15 protein-coding genes and 1 pseudogene are annotated in these 19,805 nt (G+C 33.8%); 13 read left to right on the top strand and 3 right to left on the bottom strand.

Going from position 1 to position 19,805, the window contains the following annotated elements; genetic code table 11:
* Nucleotides 1-8: 8 nt before the first annotated feature.
* From cobA to BM088_RS20345, 3 genes and pseudogenes are all read right to left on the bottom strand, one after another.
* Nucleotides 9-809: pseudogene (cobA, locus tag BM088_RS20355) on the bottom strand (uroporphyrinogen-III C-methyltransferase); the annotation flags it as partial.
* Between the two features lie 275 nt (nucleotides 810-1,084).
* Nucleotides 1,085-1,285, bottom strand: a complete 201-nt coding sequence (locus tag BM088_RS20350; protein WP_091989086.1) for a hypothetical protein — start codon at nucleotides 1,283-1,285, stop codon at nucleotides 1,085-1,087.
* Between the two features lie 11 nt (nucleotides 1,286-1,296).
* Nucleotides 1,297-1,653 (bottom strand): hypothetical protein, encoded by a 357-nt coding sequence (locus tag BM088_RS20345; protein WP_091989083.1) that lies wholly within the window; start codon nucleotides 1,651-1,653, stop codon nucleotides 1,297-1,299.
* Nucleotides 1,654-1,840: 187 nt separating this feature from the next.
* Between BM088_RS20345 and ccoG the strand changes: the two genes are divergently transcribed.
* From ccoG to BM088_RS20280, 13 genes are all read left to right on the top strand, one after another.
* Nucleotides 1,841-3,265, top strand: coding sequence for a cytochrome c oxidase accessory protein CcoG (gene ccoG / locus BM088_RS20340; RefSeq protein WP_091989080.1), 1,425 nt, complete (start codon nucleotides 1,841-1,843; stop codon nucleotides 3,263-3,265).
* Between the two features lie 128 nt (nucleotides 3,266-3,393).
* On the top strand, nucleotides 3,394-4,374 hold the full coding sequence (locus BM088_RS20335; protein WP_091989077.1) for a serine/threonine protein kinase: 981 nt from the start codon (nucleotides 3,394-3,396) through the stop codon (nucleotides 4,372-4,374).
* Between the two features lie 23 nt (nucleotides 4,375-4,397).
* Nucleotides 4,398-5,021, top strand: a complete 624-nt coding sequence (locus BM088_RS20330; RefSeq protein WP_091989075.1) for a thiol:disulfide interchange protein DsbA/DsbL — start codon at nucleotides 4,398-4,400, stop codon at nucleotides 5,019-5,021.
* Nucleotides 5,022-5,042: 21 nt separating this feature from the next.
* Nucleotides 5,043-5,681, top strand: coding sequence for a thiol:disulfide interchange protein DsbA/DsbL (locus BM088_RS20325; RefSeq protein WP_091989072.1), 639 nt, complete (start codon nucleotides 5,043-5,045; stop codon nucleotides 5,679-5,681).
* Nucleotides 5,682-5,781: 100 nt separating this feature from the next.
* The gene (locus BM088_RS20320) at nucleotides 5,782-6,234 is read left to right on the top strand and encodes a 2-thiouracil desulfurase family protein (protein WP_091989069.1); all 453 of its coding nucleotides are present in this window, start codon (nucleotides 5,782-5,784) and stop codon (nucleotides 6,232-6,234) included.
* 115 nt (nucleotides 6,235-6,349) lie between these two features.
* The gene (locus BM088_RS20315; protein WP_091989066.1) at nucleotides 6,350-7,474 is read left to right on the top strand and encodes an EAL domain-containing protein; all 1,125 of its coding nucleotides are present in this window, start codon (nucleotides 6,350-6,352) and stop codon (nucleotides 7,472-7,474) included.
* Nucleotides 7,475-7,582: 108 nt separating this feature from the next.
* The gene (locus tag BM088_RS20310; protein WP_091989063.1) at nucleotides 7,583-8,965 is read left to right on the top strand and encodes a sigma-54-dependent transcriptional regulator; all 1,383 of its coding nucleotides are present in this window, start codon (nucleotides 7,583-7,585) and stop codon (nucleotides 8,963-8,965) included.
* A gap of 172 nt (nucleotides 8,966-9,137) precedes the next feature.
* Nucleotides 9,138-10,223, top strand: a complete 1,086-nt coding sequence (locus BM088_RS20305; RefSeq protein WP_245763878.1) for a sensor histidine kinase — start codon at nucleotides 9,138-9,140, stop codon at nucleotides 10,221-10,223.
* Between the two features lie 166 nt (nucleotides 10,224-10,389).
* A complete protein-coding gene (locus BM088_RS20300) occupies nucleotides 10,390-11,649 on the top strand; it encodes an efflux RND transporter periplasmic adaptor subunit (RefSeq protein ID WP_091989057.1) in 1,260 nt (419 codons plus the stop codon).
* A gap of 74 nt (nucleotides 11,650-11,723) precedes the next feature.
* Nucleotides 11,724-12,458: an ABC transporter ATP-binding protein gene (locus BM088_RS20295; protein WP_091989054.1), complete on the top strand. Its 735-nt coding sequence runs from the start codon at nucleotides 11,724-11,726 to the stop codon at nucleotides 12,456-12,458.
* A complete protein-coding gene (locus tag BM088_RS20290; protein ID WP_091989051.1) occupies nucleotides 12,455-14,872 on the top strand; it encodes an ABC transporter permease in 2,418 nt (805 codons plus the stop codon). Before BM088_RS20295 ends, BM088_RS20290 begins: the two co-directional genes overlap by 4 nt.
* Nucleotides 14,873-14,924: 52 nt before the next feature.
* Entirely contained in the window at nucleotides 14,925-17,351 is a 2,427-nt protein-coding gene (locus tag BM088_RS20285; protein WP_091989048.1) for an ABC transporter permease, read from the top strand.
* On the top strand, nucleotides 17,351-19,786 hold the full coding sequence (locus BM088_RS20280; RefSeq protein WP_091989045.1) for an ABC transporter permease: 2,436 nt from the start codon (nucleotides 17,351-17,353) through the stop codon (nucleotides 19,784-19,786). Before BM088_RS20285 ends, BM088_RS20280 begins: the two co-directional genes overlap by 1 nt.
* Nucleotides 19,787-19,805 lie beyond the last annotated feature (19 nt).

Below are 19,805 nucleotides of genomic sequence, written 5' to 3'. Positions count from 1 at the left end.
CTTCAGTCTTAAGCGACTAAAAGTGCGTTATTCGATTGAGTAATGTTGGTATTGTTAAACCAATCTAATTGCTCGTGTAATTGGGCCACTTCACCAATAATTAATAATGCAGGTGATTGCACTGCTTCTTTTTCAATTAAAGTTGCAAGTTCAGATAAAGTGCCTGTGATCACCCGTTGGTTCTGTCGAGTACCATTTTCAACAATGGCAATAGGTGTTGTTTTTTCTCGGCCAAATTCAATTAATTTTGCTTGAATATAAGGTGATTTTATCACGCCCATATACACGGCTAAAGTTTGGTTTTTTTTAGCAAGTGAAGGCCAGTTCAAATCTTTACCATCTTTTTGGCAATGTCCAGTAACAAAAACAATAGCTTGAGAGTGATCTCTATGTGTCAAAGGAATACCTGCATAAGCAGCGCACCCTGCGGCAGCAGTAATGCCAGGGACTATTTGAAATTTAATGTTATTTTTAGCGAGTAATTGGGCTTCTTCACCACCTCTACCATAAATAAAAGGGTCACCCCCTTTTAATCGACAAACATTTTTTCCTGATTTAGCTAAATTAACTAAAATCTGATTGGTTTCACTTTGGGGAACGCTATGGTTGCCTAAGCGCTTTCCAACACAAATTAATTCAACGGTTTTGGGGATTAATGACATTATTTCTTTAGATACTAAATAGTCATAAACAACAACATCAGCTTGCTGCATTGATCTTAATGCTTTTATGGTTAATAAGTCAGGATCACCAGGTCCTGCGCCTACCATGAATACTTCACCGAATATGCTTGATGTTTTATTCAACATTAAAATTCCTTAAACCAAAAATACATTACAGTAAGCAGGATAAATCCGGATCATTGAATAAAAAAATAATAAAAACAGGTTTTATATATCAAAAAGATATAAGCAGGCTGTAAGTTGGATTTAAGTCATAGCTTTCAATGGTTGAACAGGCAGCTATGGAGGGTATAGCTTTTTGTTATGAGATATATCGTGTAGTTAAAATAGTTCTCAAAATGAAGTAAATGCTCCTGAAAATATAGAAACATACATTTATGTATTTGAGATACGATATCTTATTATGAAAATTCCAAGTCAATATCTGTACATCCTTTGGCGCAACGAGCACCTGGTTTTACTTTGTCTTCAGGTAGGTAAAGTTTTATGGCTTGTTTGCATTTAGGGCAGTCCATTAACTTACCTTTCATCAATTGCTTAATCAGGTTTTTTTGTTGATTAAAAGATTTTGATGTTTGTTTATTTAAATTGGAAAAATCCATGAAACCTCAGACTAAATTGTAATTTTTTTAACTTGCTTAGCCGTAATTTGGCAAACTTGACGTAAATCATTACCTTGAAAATATAAGTTTAAATCATTTTGTTCGCAAAACCTTTTGTGAAAGGCTTTTAACTTTGCATTAGTTTTTGTTTGTATCGTGAGATAATTTATTTGTGAGGAGGTTAATTCTAACTTATTTTCTATCATTTTTTTTGTTTGTTTAGCAGTACTATTTTTTTCTATTTGGGTTGAACCACTTAACATTCCACTTATCGTATTAAAAAGTGCCAGTCTAGGTTCTTTTACGGTTGGATGATCTATAGATAGAAAAGCCAGTACTAAAATGATGAACAGAAAAAAATTTTTCATAAAAATATAACTTTTTTTAAAAATAATCAGATAATTGATTTATTTCACAACATTAAGGTTATTAGTGTAATAAAATGCACAGTCAAATAGCAAGTAATATACCTAAATGACTCAAATTCTGAATTCAGCATTTTTAAGGTGCTGGGTATATACTTTCATTTAATCCAGCTGGTGTTGAGGAACTTCAATGGAAAAACAAATCAAAGTCAAAAATATCCCAGTGGATGTGAAAATACATAAACCTGATCCTGATAAATTTGATCGATTTAATCCAAGAAATAGAATTTATGTACGCGCGGTAAAAGGAGTTTTTCAGGTACTCAGACAGCGTTTAGGTTTTATTGCTATGCTGGCATTTATGTTATTACCATGGCTAAACTTTAACGGTCAACAAGCTGTGCTTTTTGATTTGATGAACCAAAAATATAATATTTTTGGTGTAACACTTTGGCCACAAGATTTAACTATCCTTGCTTGGATTTTGATGATATCCGCTTTTGGCTTATTTTTGGTAACAACATTTTATGGTCGAGTCTGGTGTGGGTTTATGTGTCCTCAAACAGTTTGGACCTTTATTTTTATTTGGTTTGAAGAAAAGTTTGAAGGTACGGCAAACCAAAGAAAAAAACTCGATCAAAGAGAAATGAATTTTGACAAATTTTGGCGAAAAACGGCAAAACACACAGGGTGGGTCATTGTTTCTTTACTGACAGCTATGACATTTGTTGGTTACTTCACGCCAATACGTCAATTATTTATTGATTTTTTCATTTTTGAAGCTGACTATTACGCCAATTGGAGTATCTTGATTTTTACTCTTTGTACATATGGAAATGCGGGTTGGATGAGAGAAATTATGTGTTTGCATATTTGTCCGTACTCTCGTTTTCAGTCGGCAATGTTTGATCAGGACACTTTTACAGTTAGTTATGATGCTAAGCGTGGTGAGAGCAGAGGTCCGAGAACGCGAAAGCAAGACCCAAAAGAATTGGGTTTAGGTGATTGTATTGACTGTAACCTGTGCGTACAGGTTTGTCCTACAGGGATCGATATTCGAAATGGTCTACAGTATGAATGTATTAATTGCGGAGCTTGTGTTGATGCCTGCGATGAAGTAATGGTTCGAATGAATTATCCCAAAAAACTTATCTCTTATACAACAGAGCGTAATTTAAAAACAGACAATAAAACAAAAGCTATTAGACCTAAATTAATAGGGTATTCAATCGCACTTATAATTATGACAACAATTTTAGCTGTAGATATATTTACACGTATACCTATGGACTTGGATATTATTCGAGATCGTAATCAATTATACCGAATGAGTACTGAAGGTTTGGTTGAGAATACTTTTACACTTAAAATTTTAAATAAATCTCAGATAAATAAGCACTATAAAATTGAAGTAACAGGTTTATCTAATTTTGATTACCTAGGTAAAAAAGAAATAAATATTAAAGCGGGTGAATCATATAGCTTGCCGTTATCTATTGCTATCGATCCATATGATTTGAAAAAACCGGTAACAGAATTTAATTTTGTTATTTTTGATATCGATACACCAGATACGAGACTTTCACAAAAGAGTAATTTCTTTAAGGGAAGGTAGGTTTCTACGAAACAGAATATCTGTGCATTTCTATTAGAGCCATTTAATGGCATTATCTTAAAATAAACATTAAAAAAAGCCATTAAAACAAATTTAATGGCTTTTATTTTTTAATAAAAAGTGAATCAATGAATCAATTTAGTTTTACTGACCTTACGCCTGACTTTATTTTAGATGCGATTGAAAGCATAGGCATATACCCTGAATCAGGTTTACTGCCATTAAATAGCTATGAAAATCGAGTTTATCAATTTAAAGCTGAAGATGGTTTGCGATATGTGGTTAAATTTTATCGGCCACAAAGGTGGGATCGATATGAAATTGAAGAAGAGCATGAGTTTACATTTGAATTAGCAAATGCTGAAGTACCTGCTGTTGCACCTATTATTAAAGATGGTAAAAGTTTATTTGAATATAAAGGTTATTTGTTTACTTTATTTCCAAGTGTTGGCGGACGAATTTTTGAAGTTGATAATCTAGAGCAACTGGAAGTTTTAGGGCGATTTATCGGTCGGTTACATCAGACGGCAAAAGCAAAACCTTTTCAACATAGACGGGAAATAAACATTCAGGAATACCTGATAGATGCAAAGCAACATTTAATTCAAAGCGGTTTGATTTCTCGTTCTCTAGAAACTGCTTTTATGACAATTTTAGATCAAGTTATTGAGCGGGTTAAAAATAGTTACAATACAATTAATACAATTCGCTTGCATGGAGACTGCCATGCAGGCAATATTCTGTGGACACAGCAAGGTTTAATGTTTGTTGATTTAGATGACAGTCGTATGGGACCTGCAATACAAGATTTATGGATGATGTTAAGTGGCGACAGGCAAGAGCAAATCCTACAGTTAGATACTATGGTCGGTGCTTATGAAGAATTTTGTGATTTTGATCATAATGAGTTAATTTTGATCGAACCATTGAGAGCAATGCGTATGATCCATTATATGGGGTGGTTAGCAAAGCGTTGGCAAGACCCTGCTTTTCCGCGGAACTTTTCGTGGTTTGCTGAAGACAAATACTGGGAGCAACAAATATTGGCACTCAAAGAACAATTGTCGGCCTTAGATGAGCCCCCGTTAAGTTTATTACCAAATTTTTAAATATTTTGATTAAAGAGAATACAATGATAAAAAAATTAAAACTCGGTTTATTCATTATGTGTATGCCAGTAATGGCTTTTGCATCACAATTTCAAAATGGTGAGCAGTATACAGAATTAAATACAGATAAAAGTGCGAAGCCAGAAGTCATGGAGTTCTTTTCATTTTTTTGTGGGCATTGCTTTAAAATGGAACCGGTTGCTAAAGGCATTGAAAAAAACTTACCAAAAGGAGTGCCTTTTATTAAAAGCCATGTGAATTTTTTAGGCGGTAAGTCAGCTGCATTGCAAAGTAATTTGTCGTATGCGTATTTAATTGCTAAACAACAAGCAAAAGAACATCAAGTTTCTGATGCTATTTTTAACTATATTCATCGCCAGCGCGCTACTTTTTCAAATATGAAAGATGTGAGTAATTTATTAGCTGAAAATGGTGTAAGTACAAAAGATTTTGATGCTTTATTATCTAGCATGCCAGTCATACTCGGTGAGAAGGAAATGGTAGATGCACAAAACAAATATTCAAAAATGGGAGCTTTAACGGGAGTTCCTACTTTTATAGTAAACGGAAAATATAAAGTTAATGTTAATAAGTTAAAAAGCCAACAAGAGCTTGATGATCTAATTACTTTTTTATTAAAAAAATAATTTTTAAATTTTGGAGTTAAAATGAAAACAATTATAAAGGCAGCATTAATTGCATTATTAATGCCATTAACAGTCGCGGCTGCTCCAGTGCAATATAAGGAAGGAGTGCACTATGAAGTTGTTTCTGAACGTGCAACTAGTAAACCCGAAGTAAAAGAGTTTTTTTCTTTTTATTGTCCTGCATGTAATAATTTCGAAAGTTTGCTTGCTGACTTAAAGCCTATGTTAGGCAAAAATATTAAATTTAAAAAAAGCCATGTAGACTTTATGGGCGGGCGCACAGCAGAAAATCAGCAGATGTTGTCTCAAGCATTAGCTACAGCAGGAGCTTTACCTCAAAAAGATAAAATTATTGCTGCGTTATTTAATCATTATCATGGGAAGCGTAATAAATTTAATAGTGTGGCTGATGTGAAAGACATTTTTGTAGCTGAAGGTGTTGATGCGGCAAAATTCGACAAGTTCTATAAAAGTTTTTCTGTTCGTACTATGGCTTCAAAAATGAAGAAAGATCAAGATTATTTTAAAAATAAAGGGGGTTTAAATAGTGTGCCTACTTTTATCGTTAATGGTAAATATAAATTACTTTTAGGTAATAAGTCAGGGGTTAGTTCAGCTGAAACTATGAATGAACTTATTCGTTATTTAGCGGCAAAATAAGCTGGAAATTGACTCTGTAGTGTTATCTCTGTTTTTAATTGGGATAAATTAAAGCCCCGCCGTTAGCGGGGTTTTTTGTTTTAAATAACAAGGAGATTAAATGAATAAAATTTTAGTATCTAGTTGCTTACTGGGAGAGCCTGTTCGCTATGATGGTTCAAGCAAGCCTTTGTTACATAAATTGTTGACCCTGTGGCAACAACAAGGGCGTATTATTTCTTTTTGTCCTGAGGTTGCTGGTGGGTTACCTATTCCAAGAGATGCTGCTGAAATTGTATCCGATGGCTCAGTATTAACTGTTTCAGGTGATGATGTAACAAAAGAGTTTGAATTAGGCGCAAAGAAAGCTTTATCTATCTGTACAAAAAACCAAATTAAATTTGCTTTATTAAAAGAAGGGAGCCCTTCGTGTGGACGAAATGAAATATACGATGGTTCACATCAAGGTGTAAAAGTATCTGGTTTAGGGCTAACAGCTAAACTTTTAGAAGAAAATGGCATTCGCGTTTTTTCGGAAAACCAAATAGAAAGCTTATATCTCAAAGTGATTTAATTGTAGAGGTATTTATTAGAGAGAAACATTTTTGTTTTGAGTATTCAAGCTGGAAAATTAGTGAATCTATGCTATCCATAAAGGAGCTATTGTCATTGATTTAAGGTTTGATTAAATGGAGTTAAAATCTCAAATAACGGGTGTTATTTTACTTGATAGTGATGCTATAAATCGCATAACAACTGATAAGTGTGTGCAATATTTATGGGCCGGCCAGGTAGAGGTGTGTGAAACTATAAAGGAAGCGCAGTCAAAATTAGCAGAACCAAATCATGCATTTAACTTATTTATTTTGTCTTTATCAGATTTTGAAGATGTTGATTTAGCAAGTTGGCTGTTAGGAATAGGTTTTAAAGGGCAATTAGTTTTAATGTTAAATGATGGTGAGAATGCACCTAATTTTGTACCTTGTAATTTACTTGCTACATTAAAGAAACCTGTTACTTTGCATGATTTTAATGACATATTTAGTGTTAATAAAAATCAATACACACAACAGTTAGTTGATCAGAAATTTATTTTCGCACTTTTAAATCGTAGAGATGCTTTGTCGATAGAGTTTCAACCACAATATATTGCTAAAACGGATACTTTATGGGGTTTTGAGTGTTTAGTTCGATTTCAACACAAGGGCATAAGGCTTGATACCTTGACTGTGATTAAGGCAATAGAAAACTTTTCAATGATGGAAGTTTTTAGCAATGTATTTTTTAAACGTTTAGCTGAACTTTTACCTGCATTTAAAGACTATCGCTTATCAATTAATTTATCACTTTATAATATTGAAAAATATAGTTTGTTTGATCTTATGTTTGATTTTGTAAAAAACTCCTGCATGGACGCATATAAATTTACTCTGGAATTTTCAAATGAGGCTTACTTCTCATCTTCAGTAAAAGCAATTGAGTTGTTATGTAAATTTAAAACTCATGGTTTTCAGCTAGCTATTGATGGATATAGGGGAGATTTAAAATCACTTAAAGGTTTGCCTTTGTTAATTGATGAGGTGAAATTTAGTGCTTTGGGTAGTTCAAGTAACGCAATAAACCTGAGTCCAAATAATCAAATTTTAATTAAACCCCTTTCACAAAACTTGGGTACACGTATTGTGTTCTCTGGTGTTGAATCCTATCAACAAGTTGTACAAGCTCAAAAAATTGCACCCGCGAGTATTATTCAAGGCTATTATTTAGCGCCACCTGTTAGTATGAATGACGCTGTTTTATTGCAAGAAAAATAGCTTTTGTCATCCGTATAAATATAAACTAATTCTGATTATTCTAATGACTAATGATAAAGTTAGCTTAAAATTCAATGTTTATTTTTAGTCAAGTAATTAGGTTTATAAATGAGTAAAGCATGTATTTTAGTTGTTGATGATCGCCCCGATATTCGCCTTAGTGCTAGTTTTGTTTTAGAAGATAATGACTATATGGTATTAGAAGCCGATAGTCCTTATCAGGCAAAAGATCTTATAAAAAATAATAAAATAGATATGATTTTGCTTGATATGAATTATTCACTTGATACAACTTCGGGTGAAGAAGGGCTAGAGCTTTTAGCTTGGATTAAAAAGTCAGACTTAAATATTCCTGCGGTTGCTATGACTGCTTGGTCAAATGTTGCTTTAGCTGTAAAGGCCATGCAGTTAGGTGCTGGTGACTTTATAGAAAAGCCATGGAAAAACCAAAGGTTATTACAAATCATCGAACACCAGCTTTCTATGGCTGGTTTAAAAGTACAAAATCAAAAGTTACAGCAAAGATTAGAGCCAATAAAGCAAGATGAATATGTATGGCGATCTGCTTGCATGCAGCAATTGATGATGCAAATCCAAAGCGTCGCTACAACAGATGTTGCTATTTTATTGACTGGAGATAATGGTACAGGTAAAAGTCAACTAGCGAGACAAATCCATGATTTATCTTCAAGACAATCAGGGCCTTTTATTGGCGTCAATATGGGGGCTATTTCAGAATCATTATTTGAAAGTGAAATGTTTGGTCATAAAAAGGGTGCTTTTACCGATGCTAAATCTAGCCGAATAGGACGTTTTGAATTGGCTAAGCAAGGCACGCTATTTTTAGATGAAATTGCCAATATTCCTATGTCTCAGCAAGCTAAGCTACTAAGAGTTGTAGAATCTGGTGAATATGAGGTGTTAGGTTCAAGTCAAACAGAACAAACAAATATCCGTATTATTAGTGCCTCAAATGGTAATTTTGAAAAACTAATCTCAGAGGAACGTTTTCGGGAAGATCTGTTTTATCGTTTAAATACCTTAGAGTTTAGAGTGCCTTCATTAAATGAAAGGCTTGATGATATTGTGCCTTTAGCTGAGTATTTTATTCATCATTATGCTACGAAATATCATAAAGCAGAACCTAAATTAAGCGATTGTGCGAAACAAGCATTATTGGAATATCGATGGCCTGGTAATATACGAGAATTGAGTCATTTAATGGAGCGAGCGGTATTATTATTTATTGTAGACCCTTTAGTCGATAAAGGTGCACAAAAATTAACTGTAAATGAACTTCCTTTATCATCAAATAAATCAGAGCAAGCGCTACCTTTGATGACTTTAGAAAAAGCTGAAATAAAACTCATTAAACAAGCGCTCGGTATTACAAATTCAAGTGTGCCACAAGCTGCAAAATTATTAGGTTTAACAAAATCATCTTTATATCGTCGCTTGGAAAAGTATGAGCATGAATTTCCTAAAAAGTAAGTCCTTAGAGAGTTATATTTTTCGAAGGTTTTGCATTTTATTATTCCTGATTGTTGGCTTGTTTAGCTATATTCTAATTGAGCATCATTGGGGGGGGTGGGATGTAATAATAGCTTCTGGCATGTTTTTAATTATATTGGGGTTTTGTTGTTATAGATTCATGCATCGTATTATGGCAGCTTTTGAAAGAGGTTTACTGCAAATAGAAGCTGTTCGCTTGGAAGACTACAATCAATATGCAAAACCTGAGTTTGAAAAGGGGAAGGTTGGGGAGTTTCATCAAGAATTAAAAACCTTAAGTGAACAGTTACTTACTCAAAAGTCTCGTTATGACCAACATGCTTTTTTGGTTTATCAATTGATAGATCAACTAAATACCCCCATTTTAGTTTTTAATCAAAAAAATCAATTAGCTTATGCTAATGGTGCATTTACCTTGTTATATGAGCAACCTTGGCAAATGTATCGACATGCATCATTAAAATTGCTCGGATTAACAAAGAAGGATAATAATTGGCAACTTGATGCTGATAAGCATCATAATAATCAGCAATGGCAAATCAGCCAAAGTGAATTTATAGATAACGCCGAATCAAATTTATTACTTGTATTTACTAATATTGAGTCTGCATTGCGTTTAAGCCAGCAAAATGCCTGGCAGCAAATTATTCGCGTTATGGGTCATGAGATTCGCAACTCACTCACGCCGGTTTCTTCTCTTGCTGAAAGCTTAGTAATACGTAGTGAGTCAGAGCGAGATCAAAAAGCTTTAGCTGTTATATCTGAACGGTGCCATCATTTACAAGATTTTATTAGTCGCTATTCTTTTCTTTCTCAAAAATTAAATTTAAATTGCCAGCAACTCAGAGTAAATCAATTTATTGAGCGTTTAAAAGGGTTATTTTCTGGACTTGAATTACAAGTATCAGCTTCTGTTGAGTGGCTCTGGGCTGACCAAGCATTTTTAGAACAAGTTCTGATCAACCTTATAAAAAATGCTAATGAAGCGGGCGCAGATAAAATAGCAATGACAATTAATGAAATTAAGGGGCTACATCTTATTCAGGTGATAGATAATGGCCATGGTTTTGCCAACTTTGACAACTTATTTGTGCCCTTGTTTACCACTAAGCAAAAAGGGCAGGGGATAGGCTTGAGTTTTTGTAGAAATATCATAGAACAGCATGAAGGGAGTATTGAATTGATCAATAATACAGATGCAGGTGTTACAGTTTCCATAAACTTACCAATAAAATAATTCTAATTTTTTCATTTCGATATTGAACTTAACCAGTCCGGTATCGGACTGGAACTCATCACATGTTTAATGCTTTAAATTTAAGTTGTTGTTATTTAATTAAATTAATTTTGGCACAATCCTTGTTATATCTAGATATGAAGATGTTTTCTAGAGCTAGAAATAAATGGATATTGTAAAAAAACAACAAAAAAGAAACTTGTTATTAAATTCTAAATATCAAATTGGACTCGCTGCATTTACCTGTTTCGTTTTTTTAATTTTTTGGGCTAACCAATCTGTTGGTTCAGTTTCAGTTTCAAGAAATGATATTTTAGTGGAGAAAGTACTGCAAGGTGACTTAGAGGTGAGTATTGAAGGATATGGTATCTTAAAGTCAGATAAACAACAGCTGATCACAACATTAACTCGAGCTACTGTAAAAGAAATAGTATTAAAACCAGGCGCGAGTGTTAGAGCCGATAGTATTATTGTTAGGCTTGAAAATCCGGAACTTGCACAGCTTGTTGATAATGCTCAGCAAGAACTAGCACAAAAAATGGCTAATCTCCGTCAGCTTAAATTAAATAATCAACGTGAAACTTTAAATGAAAGTGCCACTTTGGCACAAATAACAGCAAGCTTTGAAACTGCAACCTTAAAGCGTATTGCACAAGAGCAATTAGTTAAAAAAGGTATCGTCACTCAACTTACTTTTCAACAAACTGTGCTAAATGAAAAGCAGCTAGGAAAACGTATTACAATTCTAAAACAACGAATGGAACAGCTTGTTTTAGTGCATAAAGAGGCAGTAAACATTCAGCAAGAGCGCATTAAACAACAGCAAGGGCAGCTTAATATTGCACAAGCACGATTAGATCGACTTACTGTAAAAGCAGGATTTGATGGTGTATTACAACGTTTATCTGTGGAACTGGGCCAAAGTTTAGCTTCAGGGCAAGAAATAGCATTAATTGGCAGTGTTACTGATTTAATAGCATTAATTCGTATACCACAAAGCCAAGCGCAACAAATAGAAATAGGTCAACGTGTGATCATAGATACACGTCGAGACAAAATAGAGGGGACAGTCGCACGAATAGACCCGATTGTTGAAAATAACACAGTTAACATAGAGGTTTATTTACCTCAAAACCTACCAGCAAGTGCAAGGCCGCAGTTAAATGTAGATGGTATTGTAATCGCTGAAACATTAAAGAAAGTGACTTATATTAAGCGCCCTGCCAATGCAAAAGCCAGCACACAAGTTAGCTTATACCATCTTGCTGAAAATGGTCAAAATGCACAGTTAAAACATTTAAAACTCGGTCGCCAAGCAGGCCGCTTTATTGAAATTTCTTCAGGTGCAAAACCAAATGATGAATTTATTATTTCTGACTTATCTAATTTAAAAAATAGCTCAGAGACATTAACCATAAATTATTAGAATCAAATTATTTAGGCTAACGAAGTGATGAAATTAAAGGCTAGCCTGTTATTAATTACAAAAGGAATAGAAACATGAGCCAAGCAACAGTAAACACGAATACAAAAATAAAAATGACGAATATTTCTAAAATTTTTGAAACGGAAGAATTAGAAACTCATGCTCTAAGAAGTATCGATTTAGAAATCAACGCAGGGGATTATGTGTCTATTTCAGGTCCTTCAGGTTGTGGTAAATCAACCTTATTATCAATATTAGGTTTATTAGATATGCCATCTGATGGTGAATTTTACATTGAAGGTGTTAATGTTACAGATTTATCACTAGATGAAGCTGCAGAAATCAGAAATAGTAAAATAGGTTTTATATTTCAGTCGTTTAACTTAATTGATGAATTGTCCGTCTTTGATAATGTGGCTTTACCACTGCGTTACAGTAAAGAAAAAATGTCAGAGCAAGCGATTAAAACACGTGTAAATGAATGTTTAGCGTTAGTTGCTATGTCTCATCGTGTAAGTCATAAACCAAATCAGTTATCTGGTGGTCAGCAACAACGTATTGCAATAGCACGTGCATTAGTAGCAAATCCTGCAATTTTATTGGTGGATGAGCCTACAGGAAACTTAGATTCTAAAAGTGGTGATCAAGTTATGGATGTACTTGAAAAATTGAATGAAAATGGCACAACGATCTGTATGGTAACACATGATCCACGCTATGCGGATATGGCACGCACTCAGCTGAAGTTACTTGATGGTGCAATTTTAACGACACCAGATATCGTTGAAAGGGTAAAGGCAGCAGTATGAGTCAATTTATTTATCAACAAAAACAAGCATGGTTTAGTTTAAAGCAAAAACCTAGTTTTGTTGCCAGTGTATTAATTACTATGGGTACAACACTAGGGGCTTTATTATGTATATTAACTTTAGCCTATATTTTAATTTTTAAACCTTTACCTTACCCGGAACAAAGTAAGCTCTATACCATAGAGCATAATCTAATTGATGCTGAATCTAGGATAGATGGGCGTGCTTTTACTTATCCAAATTTAATGCATTTATATCAAAATCAAACTGTATTTAGTGATGCTGCTTTACTTTATTATGATGCAAGAGTACTAACGTCAAAAAATAACCAACCAACTTTATCAACGACTTTTGTTACACCAAAATGGTTTGAATTACTAAATGCAAAAATGGTTATAGGTCGTAGCTTCGAAGTCACTGAGTTAATGAATACTTTTAATCCAGTTGCTGTATTAAGTTATGATACTTGGCAAAAAGAATTTAATTTAGACCCTAATATTTTAAACAAAAAAGTAGAATTTATTGGTATTAGTTATCGTATTGTGGGAGTCATTGAAAAGTCATTTATTGAGCCGCAATTATTAGCGAAAGGTTTAAAAACTCAAGTTTATTTACCTTGGGATTATAATAGTATAAGTGAACAAAATAGAAAAGAATGGGGCAATGATGATGGTAACCTCACTTTTATAGGCAAGTTAGGGGTTAATAAAACAGTTAAACAAATAAACCAATCGCTCACTAGCTTAATTAATGATAATTGGCAAAAACAGGTATCAGGCCGTAAATTTTTTAAAGATTGGTCTATTGGTATTAAAGTTCATGATTTTAAATCGGTTATTTTAGGTGATAGTGAAAATACGATTTATTTATTATTGGCTGGTGTGATCGGGTTAGTCCTTATAGCTTGTTCTAATATTGCTAATTTATTCATTTCTCGAACTGCAGAGCAACAAAGAGAGTTGGCAATACATGCCAGTGTAGGTGCTACGCAAAAAAAATTATTTTACACTATTTTATCGCAGACAGGCTTATTAATGCTCTTATCTGTGATTTGTGCCTTAGTACTTGCAAATTTGGGTTTTTATATTTTACAGAATTTTTTATCTGAACAACTTCCTCGGGTAGATGAGTTGGCTATTAATGTTTTTACTTTATGTTCTGCGATTGGATGTGTGGTTTTATTTGCTTTGTTTTTTGCTTATTTAAGTAGCAAAATGATTAACTATCATGCGCTTAACTTAGCTTTACAATCAAGTGGTAAAGGGACTGGCATTCAGGTATCAAAGCAAACTCGTAAAACGCTTGTCATAACTCAGGTCGCGATTGTTACAGCTTTGGTTTTTGTAAATATTATTTTATTTAAGGATTCGATAAAAACAATAAATCAGCCCAGTGGCTTTAATATAGAAAACATGTCGCACTTAGTGTTGGGTGTATCACCTGCCAAAAAAGGTGAACAAGATAGTCGAGCTGCAGCTTTGCTGGAATTACGAAAACTGCTTTTAAGCCAACCTGAAATAGAAGCGGTTAGTCAATCAACTTCTCCATTGATGCGCTTTGGTACTTGGGCTCTGATGCAAAATGTAACAGATAAACGTTATACCCCAGGTGGCAAATATATAGATCATGAATATTTCAAGATGATAGAACAGCCATTAATTGAAGGCGATTTTTTTAATCAAGGTGATGTACAAAATAATAACCCTGTAATGATAGTTAATGATATTTTTGCTAAACAATTAGCACCAAATGGAAGTGCATTAGGTATGATGTTTAATGGGGATATGCAAGTAATAGGTGTTGTGAAAGGTGTTCAGTTGCCAGGTCAGTCAAATATCAGGGCAAGGGCTTATTATGTAACGTCATATGCTAAAAATATGATGATGTTGAAATTTAAACCTGGACAAGACTTGTCTCGTACTCAAGTAGTGGCACTCATTAAAGAGGCAAGTAGTCAGCTGACTTTATTTGGTTATTCAAGTTTAAATAAAAGCAAAGAAAAAATGTTATTTACCGAATATACCACAGCAATAACAAGTGCGAGTTTGGCTATTTTAACAATATTTTTAGCTGCGATAGGCTTATACGGTATTCTAAGTTACAGCACGCAAATGCGACAATTCGAAATTGGAACTCGATTGGCAATAGGTGCTCAACGCAATGATTTAATAAAGATGATTATTAAAGATAACGCCCCAGCTATTCTTTGGGGTTTTATAACCAGTTTCATTATTTTACTCTTTATATTTGTTGGTTTATCAGATGTATTAATAACCTACATAAATGCTCAATTACTGTCTATTTTAGCGATTACATTATTTTTAATTGGGTTCATTTCATTATTTGCATGTTATTGGCCATTAAGGACGATTATTAACCGCCCAGCAATTTATGCGCTTAAAGGTAGTGACTGAGTTATCACAGCCATAATGACGTATTTTGTAAATTCAAGGAAAAGAACGTTTTATGAATTATATTATGTACTTAATTAAACAAGCTTGGCAAAGCCTTACAAAAACGCCGGGATTTATAGTAAGTGTTGTTACGACTATGGGTTTTACGTTAGGCGCACTATTATGTGTTCTGACACTTGCTTATGTCATGTTAATGAAACCTTTGCCTTATCCAGAACAGGAAAAACTGTATAGGGTAGTGCAAAGTCAAATAATGCAAAATGGCCAAGTAGATAATAATTTGTTTACTTATCCGGGACTAATTCACTTTTATAAAAATCAAACCCATTTTAGTGAAGCGGCACTTATTCATTACGATGACAATATATTAACGAGTTTGCCTAAGCAGCCAAGTTTAAAAATGGGTTATGTGACGCCAAAATGGTTTTCATTATTAGATATACCTATGGCGAGGGGTCGTCAATTTGAACAAACAGAACAACTCGATTCGCATAACCCAGTTGCCGTTATTAGTTTTGATACTTGGCAAAATGAATTTAATGGTGATGAAGATATTTTATCTCAAAAAATAGCGTTTAGTGGCGTGAGTTTTTCAATTGTAGGCGTTATATCTGATACTTTTATTGAACCTGAAATTGAACAAAGAGGCCTAAAAACTCAGGTCTGGCTACCTTGGGATTATAACTTAGATACAAGTGCAAAAGAGAGTTGGGGAAATATTATTCCACTTGCTGCGTTTGTAGGTAAATTAAATTCGCAGCAATCAATTAAACAAATAGAGCAAGAAATTACGCCTGCTGAGAATCAAATTTGGCGAGATAATGTAGGTGGCGTTACTTTTTTAAATGACTGGACTTTGCAAATGAAACTACATAGTTTTAATAGCTTAGTGTTAGGGGGCAGCCATCAAGTTATTTATTTCTTATTAGCGGGAGTTTTTGGTTTAGTCATAATTGCCAGTGCAAATATCGCTAACTTATTTATATCACGTATTGCACAACAACAGCATAGTTTGGCAATTCGGGCTGCAATGGGGGCTAATAGCAAACAGTTATTTAATGCTTTGCTAGTTGAATCTGGTATTTTAATGTTGTTATCAATTTGTATTGCTTTAGTGATTGCTGTTTGTGGTTTTTATATTCTGCAGCATTATTTAAGCGATGTATTGCCCCGCGTAGCTGAGCTCAGGCTGAACCGTTTTTCTTTTTTATCTGCAATTATAATTGTAATGAGCTTAGCTTATTTTTTTGCCAAAGTAAGCGCAAAAACAATTAAATATAAAACGTTGAATTTGACTTTACAATCAAGTGGTAAAGGAAATAGTGCACAGGTTCCTAAAAAAACACGTCAAGTATTAGTGATCACGCAAGTCGCGATAGCCGCAACTTTAATTTTTGTTAATGCTAATTTGTTTAAACATGCACTTGATTCGCTAAATGAAGATGCAGGTTTTGAAACTCATAACTTATCTTATTTAAACTTAGTTTATTCAGGTATGAATTGGCCTGAATATGATGCATTTTCACCTATTATGACTGACATAAAAGCTCAAATAATTTCACGTCCAGAAGTCGAAATGATCAGTCATTCCAGCTCTCCTTTGAGTCGTTTTTGGCAATGGCCAATTAATGATCTGGTGCGTAAAGAGCGCTATACCATATTTATAAAAAGTATTGCCGATGATTATTTTGAATTATTAGGGCAGCCTTTAATTGATGGTGAAAATTTTTCTACAGCAGATATTAAAGATGGGAATAATGTTTGGATTATTAACGAAGCATTGGCAAATCATTTATCACCTAATGCGAGCGCAGTTGGTATAAATGTTAATCCAGGTAATGATCAGGTTTATTCGATAAAAGGTGTGGTTAAAAATATTAAACAGCCAAATCAAATCGATCAACCATTTCGTGTTTATGGACCAAGTGACTTGTCACAACGTAGTTTGTTAATCAAATTTAAATCAAATCAAGCGTTATCACGAGAACAGTTAGTTGAGGTTATTCAACAAAGTCATAAATCTATGGTGATTGAAAAGTATGAATCTTTAAGTCAAACCCAAGATGCAGGACTGTTTACTCAAAAGGCAACGGCAATTACGACAGCTGTTTTAGCAAGTTTGACCTTCTTGTTAGCGAGTTTGGGTCTTTATGGTGTTATGAGTTATAGCACTCAAATCCGCCGTTTTGAAATTGGTACTCGTCTGGCCATAGGAGCAAAGCGTAAAACATTAATTTTGATGATTATTAAGGATAATAGTCAATCTGTATTAATAGGGTTAGTTTTTAGTATTTTGATAATGTTAGGGCTTGTTATTAGTTTTAATAACCAATTAGAACGCTATGTTAATTGGCAGTTATTACCTACTGTGATCCTTACCTTTAGCTTAATAGTACTCATTACTTTGATAGCATGTTATTTACCATTGCGAAATCTCATTAACCGCTCTGTAATACATGCGTTAAGAGCGGGGCATTAATGATGTGGCACCCTTTGTATTTGTTTAAACACGCATATTTAAGTTTAAGAAAAGTCCCTTATTTTGTGATTAGTATTGTAAGTTCAATAGGGGTTACCATGGGGGCACTATTAGCTGTGCTCACACTTGCTTATTTAATGATGTTTAAGCCTTTAGCCTATCCTGATTCAGATCGGTTAATGAAAATTAATTATCAAAGGTTTAATGCAAATTCCGTTTTGCAGACTGAGAGTTTTATATACCCAGCAGCAGAGTTGCTTTATAAATCTCAGCAAGCCAATAAAATTATGAGTGATATGGCGATGCTTTTTTATACCGAAGAAGTTATTGTATCTGAAGCAATGCAACCTAAGTTTTCAACTACTTATATAACAAATAATTGGTTTGAACTCTTAGCGATCCCTATGGCCTTGGGCGACTACCCTTTGAGGCTTGATGAAGCTGAGAGTTATGTACCCGGAGCGATTATAAGTTATAAAAATTGGCAATCTTATTTCAGCGGGCGCAAAGATATTTTAAGCCAACATATTGTCATTAATGGTATTAGCCATCCGATTATTGGTATTACAGCTGAAAATTTTATAGAACCTCAACTATATAAAACAGGGCGCGATACGCAAGTTTGGTTGCCCTGGAAATATAATAACTCTGATTTTAAGGAGGTATGGAACTTTATTGATAATCAAATTGTTCTGGTAGGTAAACTACATCAAGATATGACATCACAACAAGCTGCTTTACTTTTAGCGCCTGAAGCTAATGAAGCGTTTATAAAACACTCTGATATAGAGGGGTTTTATAAAAATTGGAATGTAAATTTCCACTTAGTTGCAATTAAAACAGAGCTATCTGCAGGGAGTATTAATACTGTTTATGTATTAGTTGCAGGTGTTTTAGGTTTATTACTTATAACAGCAACAAATGTGGCTAATTTATTTTTAGCGAGAATAGCTTCACAGCGAAAAAACTTAGCAATTAGTGCATCTCTAGGGGCAAAAAAATCACAATTAAAAGCCTTAGTTTTTAGTGAAGCTCTATTATTAATGATTGCATCTATGATTTTTGCTTTGTTTATTGCAAAGCTAGGACTGGGCATAATGCAATATTATTTTTCTGAAAATTTAGCCCGTGTTAACGAACTTCAACTCAGCTATATTACCTTTGTATCAGGTGTTGTTGTGTCTTTTATTTTAGCCTGTATATTTACACAATTAAGCGTTAAAACAATCGATTATTTTTCTTTAAACGCGTCATTGCAAACTAGTGGGAAGGGCACAGCTACTCAAGTAGCGATAAAATCTAGAGTATGGTTGATTTGCAGTCAAATTAGTATTGCTATGTTACTCGTATTTAGCAGTGGCCTGTTACTACAAGATGCTATTAGACAATTAAAGCAACCTTTAGGTTTTAATAGCGCGCAACTCATGAGTATTGAGTTTGCTATTGCAACACTAGATTGGCAAGGCTGGAGTCGTTATGCCCCTAAGGTAAGAGAATTAGAGCAAAAGCTATTATTATTACCACAAATAGAAGACGTTAGTTTTTCTAGAACTCCTTTAGATGATACGCTTCAATACCCTCTGACAGATGTGAAAAGCAACCATAAATATTATTCACTTTTTAGAAATGTAGATCATCACTATTTTAATGTGCTGCAACAAGAGATTTTACAAGGAGATGGTTTTACAGAGTTGGATGTAAAACAACAGACACAAGTTCTTATTGTTAACCAAGCTTTTGCTTCAATATTGTCTGCGGATGGCAATGCTGTTTTAGGTCGAAAATTATTATTCGATGATAAGCCGCATACTGTAATAGGCATTGTTGCTAATTTAGCGTTACCAACTCAGCGTAACCCCCCTGCAAGATTTTATATTACCAACTTTGGTACAGCTACTTTTATGATGGTTAAGCTAAAAAAGAACCAAGAGCTTAGCCGGGAACAAATGATCAAAACACTTTTTGAGGTAGATAAGCAATTTGCTTTAAGTAAGTTTGAGCATATGTCAAAAAGTATAAAAGTTGCCACTTTTGAGCATACTTTAACAGCGAGTATTGCTATATTTTTGGCTTTTATTACAATATTTATTGCGAGTATTGGTTTATATGGCATTTTAAGTTATTGCATTCAAATGAGACGATTTGAGTTAGGAACGCGTATGGCGATAGGTGCTAAAGGTAAAGATCTATTCAAGTTAGTTTTACAAGAAAATATAAAAACAATCTGCATAGGGATTGTCGTGAGTATGATTGCTTTTTCATTGTTGGCGATTGTTTTTTCTGATTTTATAAGCCTCTATTTAACTTTGCAGATTATACCTGTATTTTTAGTTACTTTAGGTTTGATCTCTATAATGTCGTTTACTGCTTGTTATTTGCCTTTAAAACCTATGATTAAACATCCTGTAATATATGCCCTCAAAGGTAATGATTGATAGAAATTTACTTATTATG

Source organism: Pseudoalteromonas denitrificans DSM 6059 (assembly GCF_900112265.1).
GTDB classification, from domain to species: Bacteria; Pseudomonadota; Gammaproteobacteria; order Enterobacterales; family Alteromonadaceae; genus Pseudoalteromonas; species Pseudoalteromonas denitrificans.
The sequence above is the reverse complement of the archived record's forward strand: the minus strand, read 5'-3'. Positions and strand labels throughout refer to the sequence as shown.